The following is a 15,529-nucleotide window of genomic DNA, read 5'->3' on the forward strand; positions in this document are numbered from 1 at the left end:
TGTTTATCTGGAAATTAGATTTGGCTTCAATCATTCAATTTCAATCGGCAAAACCGTACATCATTTTGAAATCAGATCCAAAATCGCAATCTTTGTAGAAAACATAGTGAGTATGACAAGGGCAGATAACATTAGGAACAGCATAATTGACAAGCTACTGACTATATCAAACAAAGATTATTTGTCCGCGCTTTATCAATTGATAAGTTCAAGTTCGGTCAACGAAGACGTCATCCAACTTTCGGAAGCCCAAATTCTCATGCTCAATATGAGTGAAGACGACATAAAAAGCGACAGGATCGTATCCCAGAAAGACCTTGATAAAATGGACCTGGAATGGCTAAAAGGTTTGTAATTTGGACGGAAACTGCCGTTAAGCAACGACGTGAAATCCTAAAATATTGGACGCTTCGCAACAAGTCGACACTTACGCAGAAAAATTAATTCGCCTTATCAAAGAACGAATTGATTTGATTGTTGAAAATCCCGAAGCCGGAAAGCCTACAAATCACTTGGAAACAAGGGAAGCGACAATGGGAAATTTTAGTATTTATTATAAACTCACCGAGAAGAATATTTTTATTACGGCGTTTTGGGACAATCATCAAAACCCTGGAAAGTTGGCTAGGCTTATCAAATAAACAATTTTCAGATACGTTTTTGTCTCACACTAAGTTGATAGCTCAGACGACAAGCTAAACAGATACTCCAAACCAACAAAAAAGACTGACCCGGAAATCCAGATCAGCCTCAAGCAATTATTAATTAATCTTAATTTTTCACGATTCTGCGCACAAATTTCCCTTCGCCAGAGACGACTTCCACCAAATAAACGCCGCCCGAAAGCCTGCTCAAGTCGAGACCGTTGGCCACTAGCATTCCCAAAGTGTTGTAAACCGATACTTTTTCTACATCAAGATTTCGACTCAACTGCAACTTCCCGTTGGTCGGATTCGGGTAAAGTTGCACTTCTGACAGCGCGTTGTGATTCACGCCCAAAAGTGTAACCGACGTACAGGCCGAAACGCTTTCGCATCCGTTCGTTACCATGAGACAAGCGTAATTCCCGTCCGCCGTCGGACTGAAAGTTTGGGTGGTCGCGCCCGGTATTGCACTATTTGAATTGTCGCAATCGACCCATTGATAAGTCGTTCCCGCCAAATCCCGAACCGCCGAAAGCACATTTCCTTCAAATGTCACTTCGGTAGTCAACGCATTTTGGGAATCCGTAATTACAACGGGAAGCGTAAAAGTCGCCGTCTGGATCGGGCTGCAAACCGAATTGGTCGCGGTCAGTGTCACCGAATAATTTCCAGGACAAGTATAATCGAAAGAAGGATTCAGATTGGCCGAAGTGTTTCCGCCTCCAAAATCCCACAAAACCGAATCGTAGTTCAAACTCGCATTGCTGAAAGTCACGCTCGCCGATTGCGTTTCCGGATTGTAATCGGCCGTCGGGAGATAGCTGAACAACGCACTTGGCGCAAGGCACATCGGTTCATCCAAATAAACCACCGAAGTTGGGACAAAAACGCTGAAAACCTCGAAACCATCGGCTTGCAGCACGGGAATTCCGTAGTCTTTCGAAAACCATTGGTAAGAAACTGTTGTCGTCGGAATCGGGATCGCCAAGCCCATAAAAGTCAGGGTTTCTGTCTTCTGGATTTTCGATTTGAGTTTTATCACGTTCGCGAAAGTGCCCATCGGAGTCGTGAGCGAACCCCAACCTTGAACAGAATTTGTGCGAGTGACGGCCAAATCGTACTGAAAATCCATGCCGACGCTGTTCAGGTCGAACGCCAAATGTCCGGTGTTTACCGTATTGTTTCCAAAACTCATCGGAAACACATAAATCTCGTCCGGATCGTCATAATCGACAGCGACCGGAAGCGCAATGCCGTTGACAGTCGCCGTGAATCCGCGCATCCTGTTAGCAAATCCGGAACTGTTTTTCCTGGCGTGTTCGACAGTATTGCTCACGCCGTAATTCTCGAGTTCAAAACCTTCACTCAAAAGCGAGGCATGCGTAAAATTGTTGTTGAACTGCGAATTACACGTGAAAATGTAGAAATGCGACAGACACCAACTGAGTTTGTAACCCGCGCTATTCGGGTTTTGCCATTCGAATTCGGCTTGTGAATTCGCATTCAGGTTGGCGTAGTTCCAATTGTGGTTGGCGCCTGTCGAGGCAAAATTCGTCGTGAGAAAATTCGAGGCTTTGCTCGTTGTGAAAGCCTCGCCAGCCGAATTGAAATCAGCGGCTTCATAAGTAATTTGTGCCGATGCGGCCTGTATCGCCAAAGCGGCGAGAATCAAAGTAATTTTCTTCATAATCTATTGTTATTGATGTTTTGTAATCCCAAGAGAAAATCAGGCTCCGAACTTCGAAGCGGCAATCATAAGTCGTTGAAAGGGATTGTCTTAGTTCATTCCCGAAAGGAAATTTGCAGATCGTGGCATTCCGCTACCTGAAAGTAGAGAAAGGTTTTGCGAATCGAACATTTACTCGACGAAAGTCACTGATTTTCAGATTAAAGAAATATTTTAACAGATTTTTCAAAGTCAGGCCACACATTTTAGGTTTCCCGAGTTATCACCAAAAGTCTTTCCGATGAAAAAATTCACGCTTTTACTGCTGGTGATCCTATTGTTCGGATCGTTTGTCCCGAAACCGACCGACGACTCGCATTGCCATAGACTTCGTCCGATTTTTTGACTAATGATGCAAAAAGCTGGAAAATCCTGCATTGATAGTTTTCTGACTTTCAATGGCATCGCATCCGAGGCAGCATTTTTTTCAAAATCTGCTTGCAATTTCCGATTCTCCTGTTAACTTTGCAGTCCGCTAGCGCGATTAGCTCAGTTGGTTCAGAGCATCACGTCGACAACGTGGGGGTCACTGGTTCGAATCCAGTATCGCGCACTTTTGAATTTATGAAAACGATGCTACGTGAGGCCGCTTCCACTCTGGCCTCACTTCGTTTTTAGCGACACGTAATTACCGATTACTGGCAACCCTACTGGCAACCCCAGATTATTATTTTATGGCAAAAAACCTTATCAATGGATGCTCTATTCGGAAATTTGGGTGCATCCGGAAAACTGGCAATCGATCAAAGGAAAAGCTGCCACTAAAAATTGTGGCGTTTTTAAGGACATTATAAACCAGGATTTAAAAACTGAAAACCTAATTCTTACCAAATCTCTCAACGAAACCTAAGATCGTTATCTAAATTTAAAAAAGATAAATTTGACAACTACAACGGTGTAATCTACGTTTAACACAGTATTATGGCCAAAAGTTGGCGCATATCATGCGTTTTCCATAACTTCGCCTCATCATAAACTAATTATTGAAACATGGATGCTATTTTAGAGGAGTTAAAAAAGTATTTCCGCGACACTCCTCAAGACCAAATCCAGAGGGATTGGGCGGAAACAGAAAAGTTTAAAACGGTAGGTCCTACCGTGCACGAATACATGAACGCAACCAAAAGATATTTAGACCTCGATGGTTGGCGCATTAAAAATCAAAATCTTATCTTAGTAAACCCGAAGCAAACCTTCGGGTTTCTTATTTAATAGACATGAGCAAAAAAGCAACATTTCAATTAGCGAACTATATTTTCGACGATGTAAGTATTTCGATCGACAAAAAAATCGACATGATAAAAGGTATCGATGTGTCGTTTGAGCCTTCCGGAGAATTTTTTCCTGCCCAAAAATTATTTAAGCTGAATCTCATATTCTCCGCTTCTGCAATGACGGACGAAAATCCACCATTTATCCGAATTGGATGTGTCGGGGATTTTCTTTTGAAGAGATCGACACCTTCGAAGAAATACCAACCTTCTTCTACCGAAATGCAATTGCCATAATTTTTCCATATGTTCGCGCGTTCGTTAGCTCAGTTACCGCATTAGCAAACATCACACCCCTAATACTGCCCACCTACAATCTTGGCGATTTAGAAGCGCCTTTGAGAGAAAAATCAATAGTTAACGAGTGATTTCGTGTCCAAGACGGTAACGATATATCAAACGTTGGATGATAATGGCAAGCCCGATATAGTTCGCAGGGATGGGCCATTTAAATGCACGTGGGATAATAGCTGGTTAGGCCATGGTTATTACTTCTGGGAAACTTTCCTACAAAATGCACATTGGTGGGGTAAGGCAAGATTGAATGGGAACTACATGATTGCGCAAGCGACATGCGTTCTTAATGACGAGAAAATATTTGATTTGGTCGGAAACACACAACATCTGTTAGATTTGGAAAGATACATTCATGAGATAAGAAAAGGTGCCTTTATCAAGACCACAGAAACAACTATGTCACAAGTATTCCACTTTATCAAAAATCAAATAAAGGAGTTCAAATACGAAGCCACTAGAGCTTACGGAATTGACTCAATAAGTATGTCCATGCATTCCGACCACATCTACAGAATGTTTTTCGAGGAAAAGTTGAAAGCGTATATCGACCTTAAACCGGCAATTCAAATTTGCCTGTACGCTAAAAATGCCTGTAGTTTCTCAAATTGGGAATTGATTTATCCTGAGACATATTTGGATGAAGGATATTTCTAATAACCAATTAGTAAATCAATAATTTGCAAAACATTTAACCGACAACTTCATTACTAATAAAATCATCAAAAGCAAAAGAAATAAAAAACGACTAACCACTATATATCAAGTATTTATCCATACGAAAAAATGGTATATATAGAATCGAATCCAGTATCGCGCACAAAAAATCCCCTTGAGAAATCTTGGGGATTTTTTTAGTTATGGACTTTTCTGATTGTCTCCCGAAGTAAGTTGACCAATAGTTTCCGCAGCAGGAAACCCAAAAATAAGTTCAAAAAAAATCCCCAGGAAAACTCGAGGGGATTTGATATAAAACATCCGAAAAAATCACTTCCCGAACTTCACTTTGTAATCTTCAATGGCTTTCAGGATGATCTGTTGGGCCACTTCCCTATTCTGGAAATCCTCGACCACGACAGACTTGTGCTCGAGTTTCTTGTAATCTTCGAAAAAGCTTTTGAGTTCTGAGATAAAGTGCTGCGGCAACTCGCTGATGTCGTTGATATGGTTGATGCTGGGATCACCTTCCGCGACAGCGATGATCTTATCGTCGGCTTCTCCACCGTCAATCATTCGCATCACGCCGATGACTTTTGCCGAAACAACACACATCGGAACGATATCGGTTTGGCAGATCACCAAAATGTCAAGCGGATCGTTGTCGTCGCAATACGTTTTCGGGATGAATCCGTAGTTGGCCGGATAGTAAACTGACGAGTAAAGCACGCGGTCGAGCCTGAGCAAACCGCTGTCTTTGTCCAATTCATACTTGGCGCGGCTGCCTTTAGGTATTTCGATGATTCCTTCGACGACGGCCGGGGCATTTTCTCCAAACGAAACGTCGTGCCATGGATTGAAATTCATAATCTTTGATTTTAGGTTTAGTGTCTTAACTTGATTTTCGTGTTTTCGCTTCCGCGGACTGGCCTCGGATTTGCGAGTGCAAATTTACGATGTGATTTCGACTTTTCGCACCACAAACGCACCAAATAACCGTTCGTTAACGACATCGTGACCGCGTTGGCAGTTTCCGATAATTTCGCAATCGATTTCTTTTGCAGATTTGAGACGGAATGCGACTTTCCGTCGGTTGATGTAGCGCTTCCCAAAAAACCCGAAAGCGCATAATACCGTATCTTTGGGAAACCTACGCGCAATTTCCCGCAACAAATCAGACCACATGGACAAAAAACAGCTCAAACACCACGCCGAGCGACTTGAAAAAGCCATAGAACAAATCCGCGAAGCCGACGAAAAATTGTTCGAGAAAGCAAAATCCGAAAACCTGAGAATGGACTTCGTAAGAAAATGGACACTTTCCCCTAGGAACAAGAAAGAAAAATCGCTTCCCGACATTTATCTGTACGGAACTTCGATCGCCCAGGGAAAAATCAGCGCTGTACAAAAACTTGAACGCGATTTGCTCAACACGCTTCGAAACATCGATAGAAGTAAATAAATTTTCCGGCCGCGGCGAATTTCAATTTTCAGCCACAACCCGAGCACCGCGAACTGGCCAGAAGCAATTTACGAATCAATGCCGCTGACTGAAGATTTCAATCTCCGGAAAATCGGCAATGAAAAACAAACCTACAAGGTTGAAAAAACCTTACAGGTTGAGCTGACGATAGCCGCAAAAAGAAGGCTCCTAATTAACCTCGACCATCTGAAGCGTAGAACCTTACTGTTCTTAATGAACTTAATGGTTCAAAAAATCGACAGAAAAACAAAGCCTACAAGGTTGAAAAAATCTTACAGGTTCAGCTGACGATAGCAGCAAAAAGCAAAATACCTTAATAACCTCAGCCATCCCGAGCATAAAAACTTAATGCTCTTAATGAACTTAATGGTTCAAAAAATGGCAGAAAAACAAAACCTACAAGGTTGAAAAAATCTTACAGGTTCAGCTGACGATAGCGGCAAAAAGCAAAATGCCTTAATAACCTCAGCCATCCCGAGCATAAAAACTTAATGCTCTTAATGACCTTTATGGTTCAAAAATCGGCAGAAAAACAAAACCTAAAAAGTTGAAGAAACCTTGCAGGTTGAATCAGTTCCAAGCAAAAAAAAAGCCTCCAAAAAGGAAGCTTTAAATGTGTAAAAACAAAATCTTACATGTTTCGGCGATATTGCCCGCCAACCTCGAAAAGAGCCGAAGTGATCTGCCCCAAAGAACAGACCTTGGCAGTCTCCATAAGCTGTTCAAAAATATTGCGGTTCCGGATCGCAGCTTCCTGAACCGACGCAATCAATTCGTCCTCTTTCCCGGCATTCGCCTTGTGAAGATTCTCCAACATCGCGATCTGGTACTGCTTTTCTTCCTCGGTTGCGCGAATCACTTCGGCAGGAACGACTGTCGGTGAGCCTTTCGAACTCAAAAACGTATTGACACCGATTATCGGGAATTCGCCCGTGTGCTTCAAAGTCTCATAGTACAAAGATTCTTCCTGGATTTTCGAGCGTTGGTACATCGTTTCCATCGCGCCCAGCACGCCACCTCTTTCGGTGATGCGGTCGAATTCCTGCAAAACCGCTTCTTCTACGAGATCAGTCAATTCTTCGATGATGAACGAACCTTGTATCGGATTTTCATTTTTGGCAAGGCCTAATTCCTTATTGATGATAAGTTGGATCGCCATCGCCCGTCTCACCGATTCTTCGGTTGGCGTCGTGATCGCCTCGTCATAAGCGTTCGTGTGCAAGGAATTGCAGTTGTCATAAATCGCATACAAAGCTTGCAATGTCGTTCTGATGTCGTTGAAGTCGATTTCCTGGGCGTGTAAAGATCGTCCCGAAGTCTGGATGTGATATTTGAGCATTTGCGCACGTTCGTTCGCACCGTATTTGTTTTTCAACGCCTTTGCCCAAATCCTTCTGGCGACGCGGCCAATGACGGCATATTCCGGATCGATCCCGTTCGAGAAAAAGAACGAAAGGTTCGGCCCGAAATCGTTGATGCTCATGCCGCGGCTCAGGTAATATTCCACGTAAGTGAAACCATTGGAAAGCGTGAAAGCCAATTGTGTGATTGGATTCGCTCCGGCTTCGGCTATGTGATACCCCGAAATCGAGACCGAGTAGAAGTTGCGCACGTTCTTCGTGATAAAGAATTCCTGCACGTCGCCCATCATTCGCAGCGCAAATTCCGTTGAGAAAATGCACGTATTCTGGGCTTGGTCTTCTTTTAGGATATCGGCTTGGACTGTTCCGCGAACTTGCGTAAGGGTAACTTTCTTGATCTCGTCGTAAATTTCCTTCGGAAGCACCTCATCGCCCGTTACGCCCAAAAGCATCAGTCCGAGCCCGTCGTTTCCTTCGGGAAGATCGCCTTGGTATTTCGGACGTTCGGTTCCTCTTAACTTGTAGATTTCGGCGATTTTATTCTCTACCGAATCCTGCAGATTTTGCTCCCGGATGTATTTCTCGCAGTTCTGGTCGATCGCCGCATTCATGAAAAACGCAAGCAGCATAGGCGCCGGACCGTTTATCGTCATGGAAACCGAAGTAAGCGGATGGCTCAGATCGAAGCCCGAATAAAGCTTTTTTGCGTCGTCCAGACAACAGATGGAAACGCCGGCATTCCCGATTTTTCCGTAAATGTCGGGCCGGACGTGCGGATCGTTTCCATACAGAGTCACCGAGTCGAAAGCCGTGGAAAGTCGCTTGGCCGGCATTCCTTTGGAAACGTAATGGAAACGCTTGTTGGTTCTCTCCGGTCCGCCTTCGCCCGCAAACATTCGCGACGGATCTTCGCCTTCGCGCTTGAACGGATAAAGTCCGGAAGTAAATGGAAATTCTCCCGGTACGTTTTCCTGCAGACACCAACGCAAAATGTCGCCCCAAGCCTCGTATTTCGGCAAGGCGACCTTCGGGATTTGCGTGTGCGAAAGCGATTCGGTATGCGTCTGGATTTTGATTTCCTTATCGCGGACTTTGAACGAATAGACCGGATTTTTGTATTTCGTTACTTTTTCGCCCCAATTCAGGAGGATTTCCCAATTGTAGGCGTCGAGGTTCATTTTGACGCGGTCGAATTCACCGATGAGCAATTTGAGGAACGCGCTGTTTTCGTCGGTTGTTTTTATGGCGTCGGAATCCAGTCCGAATTTTGTCAAGGTCGGTTCTTGTCCTGAAACCGAGGCGATCGTGCGGAAAATCCCGAACAACGTCTGGGCGACTTTTTGCTGGGCTTTCGCCGATGCGTCATACTTGCGGTTGTTTTCGGCAATTTCCGACAGATATCGCGTTCTTCCCGGTGGAATCACGAAAATTTTCTCGCTCATTTCCTTCGAGATCTGGAACGAAGACTCAAGCCCGGATTTCGTTTTCTCGTGCACTTTGTCCATGATCGCCTTGTAAAGCGTGTTCATTCCGGGATCGTTGAACTGGCTTGCGATCGTTCCGAAAACGGGTAAAGTATCGAGATTCGCATCCCACAGATTATGGTTGCGCTGGAACTGTTTTTTCACGTCGCGAAGTGCGTCCAAAGCGCCCCTTTTGTCGAATTTGTTGATGGCGACCAAGTCGGCGAAATCGAGCATGTCGATCTTTTCCAGTTGGGTTGCGGCACCGAATTCGGGCGTCATCACATAAAGCGAAACGTCGGAATGGTCCATGATTTCAGTATCCGATTGACCTATTCCAGAAGTTTCAAGGATGATCAGATCGTAGTTCGCGGCTTTCAGCACATCGATTGCATCTGCCACATATTTCGAAAGCGCCAAATTCGACTGACGCGTGGCCAGCGAGCGCATGTAAACTCTAGGATTGTTGATCGCGTTCATGCGGATTCGGTCGCCCAAAAGCGCGCCGCCCGTTTTGCGCTTTGAAGGATCGACCGAGATCAATCCGATGGTTTTTTCGGGAAAATCGATCAAAAATCTGCGAACCAGTTCATCGACCAAAGACGATTTTCCGGCGCCGCCCGTTCCAGTGATTCCCAAAACCGGAACTGTCGATGTCTCGTTCTTCTTGCGGATCGTTTCCATGGTTTTTGCCGCGACATCAGGGAAATTCTCGGCAGACGAAATCACCCTGGCGATCGAAGGCGCGTTTTTTTCCTCCAGATGCGTCACTTCTCCGTTCAACGAATCACCCACAGGATAATCGGAACGCTTCACCAAATCGTTTATCATGCCTTGCAAGCCCATCGCACGTCCGTCATCGGGAGAATAAATCCTTTCGATTCCATATTGGTGCAATTCCGAAATTTCGCTTGGCAAAATCACGCCGCCGCCGCCGCCGAAAATCTTGATATGACCCGCGCCTTTCTCTTTGAGCAAATCGTACATATATTTAAAGTACTCGTTGTGGCCGCCTTGATACGAGGTCATCGCGATCGCGTTCGCATCTTCCTGGATCGCCGTGTTGACGACTTCCTCTACGCTGCGATCGTGTCCCAAATGGATCACTTCGACGCCGGTCGACTGGATGATCCTGCGCATGATGTTGATCGCGGCGTCGTGTCCGTCAAACAAAGACGCGGCTGTCACGATTCTTACTTTATTTTCGGGAATGTATGGTTTTGCTTGTTCCATTTTTGAAAGTATGGGGAAATTGTGGGCGCAATTTACGAAAATGTCAAGAATTTTAGAATAATCAACCTCTCAAGATATTGTTCCGATGCGTTAAAATTTCCATGTCGGGAAGCGTTGGACGAAGCTGTCGTCTCCATTTGGCTTTCTCACGCGAAATCGATTCCGTAGGTTTGTCCATCGCATCAGAAAAATGCGCAACTGAAACCTTTAAAATTACGTTTTACCCACCTGCGAATTGTCGAAAACACTATTTTAGCCAAAGATAAGCTGGTTGACAATTTCCTGCCGGAATCACACAGCAATCCGAAAAAAAATGAAAAAAACTACCCTTAGATTCCTGATCGCATTTTCGCTCCTGATCTGTTGCCGCACATTCGCCCAGTCGGGAACGTTGGATCCCAGTTTTGGCGTAGGTGGAAAGGTTTCGAATTACGTGGGTGAATATCCCGTCACGTTCGATACCGCGCTCCAGGCCGACGGAAAAATCGTCGTGGTAGGAAATACGCAAGGGAATGCGCCGGGTTCTTCTTTTTTGGTAAACCGCTATTTGGGAAACGGAAATATGGACGCAAACTTCGGTACGGCCGGATCTGTTAGCACACTTGCGGGACATCATTGCGTCGCCAACGCGGTTGCTATACAAAACGACGGTAAGATCGTGGTCGCGGGAACCAGTTTCCCAACCACGACGACCACTGACATAATGGTGGCCAGATACAACAGTGACGGCACTCCTGACACCTCTTTTTCGGGTAACGGCGTTCAGGTGCTGAACATCGCCGGAACACAGAGCATCAACACGGTGCTTATCCAAAACAGCGGAAAAATTGTGGTAGGTGGTCTTTTTGGGCAACCGACAAACCCGAACGCCGATACTTTCGGACTGGCCAGATTCAACACAGACGGAAGTCCCGATATAACTTTCGGTTCCGACGGCCTGGTCTACACACCCAATATGCCCAGAGGTGAAATTCTCGACATGAAAGCGATGGGCAATGGCGATATTGTTGCCGTGGGCCGAAGACTTATCATCAACCGATATTATATGGTAAAGTACACTGCCGATGGAGAAGTGATCACTTCTTTCGGACCGAACGGCAACGGTATAGTAGAGGTTGTGCTGGGTCAGATCGCGCAGCTAAACCGATGTGTAGTTGCTGCCGACGACAAGATTTATGCTGCCGGAGCGACTTTCAATGGCCAAAAATACAACGCTTTCATTACCAAGTACAACGCGAATGGAACAATCGACAACGGCTTCGGATCGAACGGCCTGATCTTGCGCGATTTCGGGATCAATACTTTGGGGCTTTCAGAATCCAGCTTCGCCAAGGATATCGCGATCGACAACAACCAAAACCTGATTGTCGGCTACAGCGTGGGTGCGCCAACAGACTACGATTTCGGACTTGAATCCTACACTTTGTACGGCGTACTGAATACAGGCTTTGGCCAGAACGGGCTTTTCCGTACCACTTTTGGCGAAGGTCACGACTACTTCAGTTGCATGCTGATCCAACCCGACAACAAAATCGTGATGGCCGGAAACCGCGATCTTCAGGTATTGGCACGCGTTCTCAACAACGGGAATCTCGCCGTTGCGGACACTGGCAACACAATCACGCAAATCCTCGCCTCGCCCAATCCTTTTTCACAGGACGAAAACCTGAAACTGCAAATCAACAAGTCTGGAACACTGGCTGTCGAACTTATTGATATCGATGGAAGGATTCTGGCGCCACTTATCGCGAAAAAACAAATTCAGTCAGGGTCGACTCAGGAATTGGATCTATCGGGTCTGACGCTTTCAAAAGGGATGTATTTTTTAAAGGTAACGCTCGACGATGAGACGAATGTGGTCAAACTTCTGAAAAAGTAGCCCGACGCAAATTTTAACGTGCGTTTGCCGAAATCAACTCACCAGCACAAAAGCCCGTAGCTCGCACATCTTGCCATCGCGAAAGCGCCATACGTCACAATAGTCGTATTTGATTTGTTCCCCTGATTCGTCCTTGAGCGCGATTTTCCCGACAGCCGTCACCAAATCGCCCTCGGCAATCAAATCCTCGACATCGAATTGAGGCGGCTCGAGGTAAGTTTCTTGCATGTATTGGCGCACGGCTTCCTTGCCTTCAATTTTTTGGTCTCCGATGAAATGCCAGATTACGTCTTCTGTACAATGGTCGAGGAAACCTTCATTGTCGCCGTTGGTTACCGCCAGGTTGGCTTTTTCGAGGATGGATTTGTTGGTGTTCATGGTAGTTCGATGTTGTTTACCCATAAAGATAAACTTCCCTGAGGATTTTCGGGAGCGCTGCTTTTGGAAAACGCTGTACTTTATCTGACGGAAAATAAAATATGATATTGTTAACTAGAACTACTCCGCTTGAAGTCATTTACTTCTTTGTTTACGGAAATCCGTAATACGCTTTCGACGATCCTCCCTACTTTCGGGCTTTAACCAAAATTATTTAACATGGAAAAATACTATGTCAACCACAATGCCCAAAGCAACGGCGACCACGAAGTTCACAAGGAAAGCTGCCGATACTTTTCGTCTATGACCAGCAGGAAAGATCTCGGGAACCATTCCGGATGCGCCAGTGCCGTGACCGAAGCGAAGAAAACCTACAAGCAGTCGAACGGATGCGCCACATGTTGCCCGTCGTGCCACACTTCGTGAAAACGAAATCTAACAACTGTGCAGGAGCCGATGGTACCTGCACAGTGATTTTCGATTTTTGAGAATGGGGTTACGCTATTACAAACGATTCGGCTCGACCAAAGGATTGGGTTTCACCATAAGCAATTTGGGAATAAGCAGCAGCTATCGCACTAGATACGGCACTTTGGGCGCGAGTGGATTTTCGCTTAAGACCGGAATACCGGGACTCACTTTCAGGCAAGGCTTCCGCAGAAAAAACAAAGGCATGGAAGCCCTTATTGTTCTCGCCGTGGTCTGTGTAAGCTTTATGCTGTATTACGCGCTGGTCGCAGCTTACAACCTTGCAAGATTCCTGATATGGGGAGTCAGAGAGACGGTAAAATTCCTGGTCAGAAACTATCGCATGTGGAAAGAAAAAAGTACCAACAAACAGCCGCTTTGATGCTTTAAATCAACCGAATAAAAATGAAAAAACTTTTACTGCTACTACTAGTTGTCTTCGGAACACAGTCCTGTATCAGTTATTACAATGTCACTGTCGATGCCGATACGATTCTTTACTCGGGACAAAATACCGAAAGTGCCATAATCTATACGATCCCATCGGGCTCCTCGGTTTATGTCAAAGGAAAAAAAACCAAGAAATACAGGAGAATAAAATACAAACAATATTCGGGCTATGCCTACAACCCTACTTATAAAGTTCCCGGTCATTATTCGGCTTCGCCCCGATCGGCCTCAAGTTCCGGCTCGCCCTCTACCTATTCCTCATCAAGTTCCGGAAAAACGGTAAACGTCAAAGGCTATTACCGCAAAAATGGGACGTATGTACAACCGCATACGAGAAGCGCACCGAGGCGTCGAAAGTAAATGCACGAGTTCGGTCGGGAAATAAACTGATCGAATGCTCCGCTCAAAACAACACTTTCCTGACACAAAAATATTTCCCGCCCAACCAAATTTCCAAACTTCCAAAGCCCTTTTTCCTTAACTTCGAAATATCACGAAATCGATTTCTCTCAACCAAAACCAAAGAAAAATGGCTGATATCATTCACCGCGTCGGAATCAAGGCACCAACCCAAAAAGTTTACGAGGCGATCGCCACCACAAAAGGCATTTCCGACTGGTGGACGAAAGACACCAAAGGCGAATCGGCCGTTGGAAAAACAGTCGTCACGCGCTTCCACACCGCTGATGGGAAAGAAGTCGGAAGTATGGAATTCGAGATAAAAGCGCTCGAGCCCGGCAAAAAAGTCCACTGGAAATTCACATCCGGACCCGAAGAGTGGCTAGGCACCGACGTCGTTTTCGACCTGCATGAGGAAGGCGATTACACGATCGTGCTTTTTCAGCACCTCAACTGGAAGGAAGAGGTTGAATTCAAGGCGCATTGCAGCATGAAGTGGGCGATTTTTATGCTCAGTCTCAAGCAGCTTTTGCAGACCGGGGCGGGGCAACCTTCTCCTAAAGACATCAAAATCGATAATTGGAATTAGTTTTTTTGAGCTTTTTCCGGCTGACTGGCACTAGCTTTCTTTAAAAAACCGGTTTTTCTAGAGGTTGCAACGAGCTTCCTGCGGTCGCTGTTGCAACCTAAGAAAAATTCGGTTTTTTCTGCGAAAGGCTAGTTGCCCGCATCCGGGCTAGGATTGTCGTAAGACGATCCTTTTTTCTTCATTTTTATTCTTTTACCCGGAACCTTTTCTCGCCCTCGAAGCCTGATAAAAATGAGCTTCGCTCATTTTTGCTTTTTTTCGCCGGCTGCGCCGTCGCGTGCTTTGATTTTGATTCGTCGCCTGCCAGCGGGGCTTACTTTTACTTCATTGATTTTTATTGTTTTTTTAAAGGTTTCAGTGAACCTCGTTCCTCGGTTTGCCTCGCCGCAAAAGTAACAAAAAGGCTCGCGGCACGACCGATTTTGGCGACCTGACAGCCTCGGAAATTCGGGAATTAAAGGAACTACTCACGCGATAATATTTTTATGGTATTCGTGAATCTTCGATTTCGCGGGAACTTTCTTATGTAACGACTTACTTTTTGGGTCACTCAAACAACCTTTAATTTACTACGCAAGCTCCGTCAGTTCGCGTTGCTCGGGTCACGAATTTCCAAGACGTCAGGTGCCCGCCAAAACGCTCAAATGCCGGACTGATCGGAAAGTGTTATTGACGAATCATCTTTTTTCCTCAATCGTCAAAATCGTTTCCATAACGTCGTCACCGGAAATTTTTGGCGTTGAAAACCAGTGCTTCGAAACAACCAAAGAACCAGTCTAAAATTGGTGGGAAGCCGCATTTTCCTAAGACCTAAACAAATCTCCGAGATTTGTTAGGTCTGGCCGAAGTTCGGGGAAAAATCCGGGAGTTGATTACAGATTTTCTGTAGAAAATGTTAAGATATTTGAATCAATGGCTGTTTCGCGACAAACGTAAAACCTGAGATTTCGGTCAAAGCCAACCGATTGTTTCCGTCAAAGACACACCTGTTTTTCGCTACGAAGCCAAACGAGAGGTTCCCGAAACCGAAAACTTTCCTGCGGAGCCAATTTTTAGCGCAGCGAAGCAAGCTAAAAAGCAAATGAACACTTCCGATTAGTCCGCGGCCTAAGCATAAACGCGGGCACCTGACGTCTTGAAATTTGGGAAAAAAGAGGCGTCAACGGTACAGCGCATTGTTCGCCTCTTTTACTCCGCAAGCTCCGTCAGTTCGCGTTGCTCGGGTCCAAATTCC

Annotated in this window: 15 protein-coding genes and 1 tRNA gene; 12 read left to right on the forward strand and 4 right to left on the reverse strand. The window is 45.4% G+C overall.

Annotated elements, in window-relative coordinates:
- Positions 1 to 112: 112 nt before the first annotated feature.
- A complete protein-coding gene (locus tag EOO49_RS16290; protein WP_290847629.1) occupies positions 113 to 355 on the forward strand; it encodes a hypothetical protein in 243 nt (80 codons plus the stop codon).
- Between the two features lie 46 nt (positions 356 to 401).
- Positions 402 to 641 (forward strand): type II toxin-antitoxin system RelE/ParE family toxin, encoded by a 240-nt coding sequence (locus EOO49_RS16295; RefSeq protein WP_290847631.1) that lies wholly within the window; start codon positions 402 to 404, stop codon positions 639 to 641.
- 130 nt (positions 642 to 771) lie between these two features.
- On the opposite strand, the gene EOO49_RS16300 is transcribed toward EOO49_RS16295, so the two are convergent.
- On the reverse strand, positions 772 to 2,331 hold the full coding sequence (locus EOO49_RS16300) for a PKD domain-containing protein (protein WP_290847633.1): 1,560 nt from the start codon (positions 2,329 to 2,331) through the stop codon (positions 772 to 774).
- A gap of 517 nt (positions 2,332 to 2,848) precedes the next feature.
- Here EOO49_RS16300 and EOO49_RS16305 point away from each other — a divergent pair.
- The 4 genes from EOO49_RS16305 to EOO49_RS16320 all read left to right on the forward strand — a co-directional run bounded on the left by EOO49_RS16305 (position 2,849) and on the right by EOO49_RS16320 (position 4,592).
- A tRNA-Val gene (locus EOO49_RS16305) sits at positions 2,849 to 2,923 on the forward strand.
- 437 nt (positions 2,924 to 3,360) lie between these two features.
- The gene (locus tag EOO49_RS16310; protein ID WP_290847635.1) at positions 3,361 to 3,582 is read left to right on the forward strand and encodes a hypothetical protein; all 222 of its coding nucleotides are present in this window, start codon (positions 3,361 to 3,363) and stop codon (positions 3,580 to 3,582) included.
- A 5-nt stretch (positions 3,583 to 3,587) separates the two neighbouring features.
- Entirely contained in the window at positions 3,588 to 3,878 is a 291-nt protein-coding gene (locus EOO49_RS16315) for a hypothetical protein (protein ID WP_290847637.1), read from the forward strand.
- Between the two features lie 165 nt (positions 3,879 to 4,043).
- Positions 4,044 to 4,592 carry a hypothetical protein gene (locus tag EOO49_RS16320; RefSeq protein ID WP_290847639.1) on the forward strand — a complete coding sequence of 183 codons (549 nt, stop codon included), beginning with the start codon at positions 4,044 to 4,046 and terminating at the stop codon, positions 4,590 to 4,592.
- Positions 4,593 to 4,922: 330 nt separating this feature from the next.
- Here EOO49_RS16320 and EOO49_RS16325 read toward each other — a convergent pair whose 3' ends face one another.
- Positions 4,923 to 5,459: an inorganic diphosphatase gene (locus tag EOO49_RS16325; protein ID WP_290847642.1), complete on the reverse strand. Its 537-nt coding sequence runs from the start codon at positions 5,457 to 5,459 to the stop codon at positions 4,923 to 4,925.
- A gap of 316 nt (positions 5,460 to 5,775) precedes the next feature.
- Here EOO49_RS16325 and EOO49_RS16330 point away from each other — a divergent pair, with 316 nt between their 5' ends.
- Complete coding sequence (locus EOO49_RS16330; RefSeq protein WP_290847643.1) at positions 5,776 to 6,054, forward strand: hypothetical protein; 279 nt, start codon at positions 5,776 to 5,778, stop codon at positions 6,052 to 6,054.
- 652 nt (positions 6,055 to 6,706) lie between these two features.
- Here the strand turns inward: EOO49_RS16330 and EOO49_RS16335 are convergent.
- Positions 6,707 to 10,132 carry a methylmalonyl-CoA mutase family protein gene (locus tag EOO49_RS16335; RefSeq protein WP_290847645.1) on the reverse strand — a complete coding sequence of 1,142 codons (3,426 nt, stop codon included), beginning with the start codon at positions 10,130 to 10,132 and terminating at the stop codon, positions 6,707 to 6,709.
- Positions 10,133 to 10,445: 313 nt separating this feature from the next.
- Between EOO49_RS16335 and EOO49_RS16340 the strand changes: the two genes are divergently transcribed.
- Positions 10,446 to 12,011, forward strand: a complete 1,566-nt coding sequence (locus tag EOO49_RS16340; RefSeq protein WP_290847647.1) for a T9SS type A sorting domain-containing protein — start codon at positions 10,446 to 10,448, stop codon at positions 12,009 to 12,011.
- Between the two features lie 33 nt (positions 12,012 to 12,044).
- Here the strand turns inward: EOO49_RS16340 and EOO49_RS16345 are convergent, their stop codons facing one another.
- The gene (locus tag EOO49_RS16345; protein ID WP_290847649.1) at positions 12,045 to 12,389 is read right to left on the reverse strand and encodes a nuclear transport factor 2 family protein; all 345 of its coding nucleotides are present in this window, start codon (positions 12,387 to 12,389) and stop codon (positions 12,045 to 12,047) included.
- 219 nt (positions 12,390 to 12,608) lie between these two features.
- Here EOO49_RS16345 and EOO49_RS16350 point away from each other — a divergent pair, with 219 nt between their 5' ends.
- The 4 genes from EOO49_RS16350 to EOO49_RS16365 all read left to right on the forward strand — a co-directional run bounded on the left by EOO49_RS16350 (position 12,609) and on the right by EOO49_RS16365 (position 14,295).
- Positions 12,609 to 12,815, forward strand: coding sequence for a hypothetical protein (locus EOO49_RS16350; RefSeq protein WP_290847650.1), 207 nt, complete (start codon positions 12,609 to 12,611; stop codon positions 12,813 to 12,815).
- Positions 12,816 to 12,879: 64 nt separating this feature from the next.
- Positions 12,880 to 13,239, forward strand: a complete 360-nt coding sequence (locus tag EOO49_RS16355; RefSeq protein WP_290847652.1) for a hypothetical protein — start codon at positions 12,880 to 12,882, stop codon at positions 13,237 to 13,239.
- 23 nt (positions 13,240 to 13,262) lie between these two features.
- Positions 13,263 to 13,667 carry a hypothetical protein gene (locus EOO49_RS16360; protein ID WP_290847654.1) on the forward strand — a complete coding sequence of 135 codons (405 nt, stop codon included), beginning with the start codon at positions 13,263 to 13,265 and terminating at the stop codon, positions 13,665 to 13,667.
- Positions 13,668 to 13,836: 169 nt separating this feature from the next.
- Positions 13,837 to 14,295 carry an SRPBCC domain-containing protein gene (locus EOO49_RS16365; RefSeq protein WP_290847656.1) on the forward strand — a complete coding sequence of 153 codons (459 nt, stop codon included), beginning with the start codon at positions 13,837 to 13,839 and terminating at the stop codon, positions 14,293 to 14,295.
- Positions 14,296 to 15,529 lie beyond the last annotated feature (1,234 nt).

Origin of the sequence: Flavobacterium sp. (genome assembly GCF_004295795.1) — a bacterium.
Lineage (GTDB): Bacteria > Bacteroidota > Bacteroidia > Flavobacteriales > Flavobacteriaceae > Flavobacterium.

Excerpts from the sequence above, each read along its gene's own strand:
- EOO49_RS16360 (WP_290847654.1), top strand. The coding sequence starts at position 13,263 with ATGAAAAAACTTTTACTGCTACTACTAGTTGTCTTCGGAACACAGTCC.
- EOO49_RS16310 (WP_290847635.1), top strand. The coding sequence starts at position 3,361 with ATGGATGCTATTTTAGAGGAGTTAAAAAAGTATTTCCGCGACACTCCT.
- EOO49_RS16315 (WP_290847637.1), top strand. The coding sequence starts at position 3,588 with ATGAGCAAAAAAGCAACATTTCAATTAGCGAACTATATTTTCGACGAT.
- EOO49_RS16355 (WP_290847652.1), top strand. The coding sequence starts at position 12,880 with ATGGGGTTACGCTATTACAAACGATTCGGCTCGACCAAAGGATTGGGT.
- EOO49_RS16325 (WP_290847642.1), bottom strand. The coding sequence starts at position 5,459 with ATGAATTTCAATCCATGGCACGACGTTTCGTTTGGAGAAAATGCCCCG.
- EOO49_RS16365 (WP_290847656.1), top strand. The coding sequence starts at position 13,837 with ATGGCTGATATCATTCACCGCGTCGGAATCAAGGCACCAACCCAAAAA.
- EOO49_RS16330 (WP_290847643.1), top strand. The coding sequence starts at position 5,776 with ATGGACAAAAAACAGCTCAAACACCACGCCGAGCGACTTGAAAAAGCC.
- EOO49_RS16300 (WP_290847633.1), bottom strand. The coding sequence starts at position 2,331 with ATGAAGAAAATTACTTTGATTCTCGCCGCTTTGGCGATACAGGCCGCA.
- EOO49_RS16335 (WP_290847645.1), bottom strand. The coding sequence starts at position 10,132 with ATGGAACAAGCAAAACCATACATTCCCGAAAATAAAGTAAGAATCGTG.
- EOO49_RS16290 (WP_290847629.1), top strand. The coding sequence starts at position 113 with ATGACAAGGGCAGATAACATTAGGAACAGCATAATTGACAAGCTACTG.
- EOO49_RS16350 (WP_290847650.1), top strand. The coding sequence starts at position 12,609 with ATGGAAAAATACTATGTCAACCACAATGCCCAAAGCAACGGCGACCAC.
- EOO49_RS16340 (WP_290847647.1), top strand. The coding sequence starts at position 10,446 with ATGAAAAAAACTACCCTTAGATTCCTGATCGCATTTTCGCTCCTGATC.
- EOO49_RS16345 (WP_290847649.1), bottom strand. The coding sequence starts at position 12,389 with ATGAACACCAACAAATCCATCCTCGAAAAAGCCAACCTGGCGGTAACC.